This is a genomic window from Vibrio sp. 10N.222.48.A3, assembly GCF_041475345.1.
GTDB lineage: Bacteria > Pseudomonadota > Gammaproteobacteria > Enterobacterales > Vibrionaceae > Vibrio > Vibrio tasmaniensis_A.
The window spans coordinates 1-4,903 of the sequence record NZ_JBFRVX010000134.1 but is presented as its reverse complement, the minus strand read 5'-3'; the positions used below and the strand labels follow the sequence as shown (position 1 = coordinate 4,903).

At 45.2% G+C, this 4,903-nt stretch carries 3 protein-coding genes and 1 pseudogene; 3 read left to right on the top strand and 1 reads right to left on the bottom strand.

Annotated features, from left to right (window positions below; translation table 11 throughout):
- Nucleotides 1-2,574: tandem-95 repeat protein (locus AB4653_RS05060; protein ID WP_372103475.1), on the bottom strand; the 2,574-nt coding region annotated here is incomplete at its 3' end.
- 197 nt (nucleotides 2,575-2,771) lie between these two features.
- Here AB4653_RS05060 and AB4653_RS05055 point away from each other — a divergent pair.
- The 3 genes and pseudogenes from AB4653_RS05055 to AB4653_RS05045 all read left to right on the top strand — a co-directional run.
- Entirely contained in the window at nucleotides 2,772-3,134 is a 363-nt protein-coding gene (locus AB4653_RS05055; RefSeq protein WP_032555011.1) for a hypothetical protein, read from the top strand.
- Between the two features lie 3 nt (nucleotides 3,135-3,137).
- The gene (locus tag AB4653_RS05050) at nucleotides 3,138-4,487 is read left to right on the top strand and encodes an HlyD family type I secretion periplasmic adaptor subunit (RefSeq protein ID WP_009844977.1); all 1,350 of its coding nucleotides are present in this window, start codon (nucleotides 3,138-3,140) and stop codon (nucleotides 4,485-4,487) included.
- Between the two features lie 3 nt (nucleotides 4,488-4,490).
- Nucleotides 4,491-4,903 (top strand): annotated as a pseudogene (locus AB4653_RS05045) (response regulator); the annotation flags it as partial.

The following is a 4,903-nucleotide window of genomic DNA, read 5'->3' as shown; positions in this document are numbered from 1 at the left end:
GTTCTCATCTGGCGTAATGGTAAAGCTGCTATCGTCGTTTTGAATAACTGTCGCATCGCCACCAACCGTTAGGCCACTAGCAATTAGATCATCGCCTTCTACGTCAGATGCTTGAGACAGTAGTTGCTCTTGGCTTAGACGAATCGAACCGTCTTCATCGACTGAGTAAGCAAGGTCGCCTGATACTGGTGCATCATCGACTGCTGTTACGCTTACATCAATGTTTGCAGCAACCGTGTCTGTACCGTCTGATACATCGAAGCTGAAGTTTACGTCACCATTGAAGTTCTCGTTTGGCGCAAAGGTGTACGTGCCATTACCGTTATCAGTAAGAATGCCATCGCCGCCATCGTAGGTCACACCTTCAACCGTTAGGTTGTCACCTTCAATGTCCGTTGCGCCTGTTAATAGGTCGGCGTCTGTGAACAGTAAAGTACCGTCTTCTGCAATACTGAACTGTTGATCTTGAGGGACTGGTAGGTCGTTTACTGGGTTAACGGTCAGGTCTGCTGAAGCTTGAACGGTATTGGTGCCATCAGAGATATCAAAGCTGATATCGATGTCGCCATTGAAGTTCTCATCTGGCGTGATGGTGAAACTGCCGTCATCGTTAGCTACAACCGTCGCATCACCACCAACCGTTAGGTCGCTCGCTGTCAGGTCATCGCCTTCCACATCTGATGCTTGAGAAAGCAGCTGCTCTTGGCTTAGACGAATTGAACCATCTTCGTCGATTGAGTACGCTAGGTCGCCCGATACTGGCGCATCATCAACAGCTCTAACACTCACATCGATGTTGGCAGAGACTGTATCGGTACCATCTGATACATCGAAACCGAAGTTTACGTCGCCATTAAAGTTTTCATTCGGTGCGAAGGTGTATGTGCCATTACCGTTGTCGGTAAGAATACCGTCGCCACCGTCGTAGGTCACACTTTCAATAGTAAGGTTGTCACCTTCAATGTCCGTTGCGCCGGTTAACAGGTCTGCATCAGTGAAGATTAACGTGCCGTCTTCTTCAACGCTGAACTGTTGATCTTGAGGGACTGGTAAATCGTTAACTGGATTAACCGTAAGGTCTGCAGAAGCTTGAACCGTGTTGGTACCATCAGAGATATCGAAACTGATATCGATGTCGCCATTGAAGTTCTCATCTGGCGTGATGGTGAAGCTGCCGTCATCGTTCGCAACGACTGTTGCATCACCACCAACCGTAAGATCGCTGGCTGTCAGGTCATCGCCTTCAACATCAGATGCTTGTGATAGCAGTTGCTCTTGGCTTAGGCGAATCGAACCGTCTTCGTCGATTGAGTACGCTAGGTCACCAGAAACAGGCGCATCATCAACCGCTGTCACGCTCACATCGATATTGGCTGATACCGTATCGGTTCCGTCAGAGACATCGAAGCCGAAGTTTACATCACCATTGAAGTTTTCATTCGGAGCGAAAGTATATGTACCATTACCGTTGTCGGTCAGGATACCGTCGCCACCATCGTAGGTCACACCTTCAACAGTAAGGTTGTCACCTTCAATGTCGGTAGCACCTGTTAACAGGTCTGCATCGGTGAAGATTAACGTGCCATCTTCTTCTATTTCAAACGTTTTATCTTCTGGTACAGGTGCGTCATTAATAGGACGAACCGTTAAATCAATTGCGCTACTTATGGTTTCTTGGCCGTCACTGATATCAAAAGTAAGGTCTAGCTCGCCATTAAAGTCAGCGGAAGGTACAACTGTGAACGTACCGTCACCATTATCTTGAACCGTTGCATCTGCACCGACTTGAACGTTTGAAGCAACAAGCTCATCACCATCAACATCACTTGCGTATTCGAGTAATTGTTCTTGAGTAAATGTTATGGAGCCATCTTCATCCATGATGTAAGCCAGATCTTGTTCAGCCTCCGGAGCATCATTTTCACTTTCCACCTTGATTTTGAACGTTTCACTTGTTGTCTCAGAATCAAAGTCATCTTCTACTTCACTGATGGTCTCTTCGTCAGAAGCTTGAACATCAACGGCGAATGTCTCTTCTACTGTCTGTGAATCGAGATCATCATCGACTTGTTGGCCATCAGATTCAGAAGATGTAGCACTCGGAGCTGCAGAGGTACGTGCTGCTTGGCCTTGTTCTTCATTACCCTCAGCGTCGGATCCACCTGTCGCAGCCTCTGCGTTATCGCCACCTACGGCTTGAGCGCCAGCACCTGCTCCGCCACCACTGCCAGCAGCATTATCCGAGCCAGCTTCCGAAGCCGCACCACCGACTACATTAGATTGAGCTGCATCTGAATCTCCATCGCTTTCTGGCGTCTCTTCTTGAACAGCAGCACCAGAAGCTGCTGCTTCTTCTGTATTACCAGCACCACTTGGATTGTCTTCCAACGCTTGGTTCACTTCGTCTGCCGCGTCGGTATTTTCAGCACCCGTCGCTACCGTCGACGCAATCGTGTTCTGTTGATTTTGTTGATTCTGCTGTTGGGAGGGCGTACCCGCGTCGTTCGTGTCCGTCTGTTCTACCGCGTCATTGAGATCTTCATTTTGGTTGTTTTGGTTATTTTCGCCTGCCATTACAGCCTCCGTTGCTACTAGCTAACTGATCGTATTTAGAGGCATTAAAGGACACCATTTTAAAAAACCAAGTTTTTATACAACTTTTTTCATATTTTCTTTTTTATGCATAAAGAAGTGAAAAGAAGCAAAAAAAAAATTGAAAACTGCCTTTAAAGATCCTTAGTTATTGTGATTAAAGCAATTAAGGCAGTGGAATGATGATAGACATGACGAATTTGTTGCGTTCAATCGACAACAACCACAAAGGGCTGCAATTGCTATTAGGCGACTTTTATAAGGACTTTTCAGACGCAGCAATCAACATAGAAACGCTTCATAAGAGTAATCGCTTTGACGAACTCAACAACTACTCAAAAAAATTGAAGACCATCTTAACCTTGCTGTGTGACCAAGACCTGCCGCCCAAAATGGCCAAGTTGGAACATTTGAGTAAACACGAATTCCCTGCGCCGGAAGCGCTTTTAGAAGATGTGAAAACTGAACTACAAAACGTCAATAGACAAATTAATCACTTGTTGGATATTAAGGAAGTTGTAGATGACGAGTCATCGAGGTAGGTCATGAGCAATAACCAAATAGAGCATCATCTCAGAAAAGCGCTCGTTTCTAACAACGAGGCTTCCAAGGTCACAGCAGATGACACCATCGTGCTTGCAAGTGCGATGACTAGCGTTCACAAGACGTTACTCATCATTTTTCTACTTGCTTTGGTGGCTATCGCCGTAGCGTCACAGGCACGCATCGACATTGTCGTTTCTGTGCGTGGCGAGCTGTTACTAGAGTCTGATGTTGAGAAAGTTCAACACCTAGAAGGCGGTATTTTAGAAGAGCTGTTAGTGAGAAAAGGAGAAGTTGTGTATGAAGGCCAGCCGATTGCTCGAATCCGCTCACTCGACCGTAACACCCAACTCGATACAGTGAACACCGAAATCATACAGCTGGAACTCGATAAAATTCGTTATGAAAGCTTGCGTGACATGGTCGAACCAAACTTTGCTTCTTACATCGAAAAGTACCCAGAACAAGTTCAAGTCAACATGAATACTTGGCAGCAAGAGTTCTCGAAGAACCGCTCTAACGAAGAGCTGATCACTCACGATATTAAACACAAAAACTCTCTAATTGGATCAATGCTAAAGCGTCGCAAAAGCTCAGAGAACCAACTCTCGCTCATTCGCAAACAACTCAACATCAAAAATACGCTTTATAAAGAAGAGATGGCGTCATATGTCGACGTTCTAAATATGAAAGTACAAGAATCCAATATGGTTCGTGAGATTGAAAACCTTGATGAGTCCGTCATGAACGAACGTTTCCAACTCGACAAACTCGAGAAACAACATCGAGATTTGGTTGAGAATCGTAACTCTGAGTACCAAGCACAGATCATTCAGGCCAATAAAGACCTCAAACTAAAACGGATCTTGCAACCACAACATTCCGATAAGGTAGATCGCTTAATCGTCTACTCACCAGTGGATGGTGTGGTCGACAAATTACACTTCAACTTCCGTTCTGCGGTAATACCACCCGGCGAGAGTATCGCTGATATTGCTCCAATCAATAACTCCCTACACGGTGAAGCGAAAATTCCGCGTAAAGACATGGGGTTTGTTGAAATTGGCCAGGCGGTAAAAGTAAAAATGGATACTTATAACTTCGCAAAATATGGATTTGTTGAGGGAACCATCGCCTCAATTAGCCGTTCATCATACGAAGAAGAAGATGCCGAATTCTATTTGGCAGAGATTGAGATTGATCGAAACTTTCTTGAACGAGGAGGCACTCAATACAAATTATCACCTTATATGGAATTTACCGCCGACGTAAAAACAGGCTCGCGTCGCGTGATCGAATACGCTGCAAAACCTGTGATGTCAGCCATCGAAGATGCATTCGATGAGAGGTAATCAATGAGCGGAAAACCTTCTTATAACATTTCCGTACCAGCTCTACGTCTGAGCATATTGTTCAGCGTAGTACTAGCGGCGCTCGCTTTCTATTTATACTTTTCTTGGTCAAAAATAGATTCGGTTGCTCAAGTGCAAAGTGCCCCACTGCTCATACAAGCTCAGAAGCTTAATCAGACCATCGAACAAGATATTCAAACTCTACAGCAGTGCTTAAGTACCGACACTTGTGGTACTAACGAATTCAATCTAGTTAACTTGAAGCGTGAAATAGATGAATTTAGATCGCTAGCCTCTTTGAACAAAACTGAGTTCAGCTTGGTTGGCGCGACTGAATACACCCAACTTGAATTAGCTATCAATCGCTTTTCCGACAGCACTAAAACACGCAACGACGTACTCGACTTATACCTGTC

Excerpts from the sequence above, each read along its gene's own strand:
- AB4653_RS05055 (WP_032555011.1), top strand. The coding sequence starts at position 2,772 with ATGATGATAGACATGACGAATTTGTTGCGTTCAATCGACAACAACCAC.
- AB4653_RS05050 (WP_009844977.1), top strand. The coding sequence starts at position 3,138 with ATGAGCAATAACCAAATAGAGCATCATCTCAGAAAAGCGCTCGTTTCT.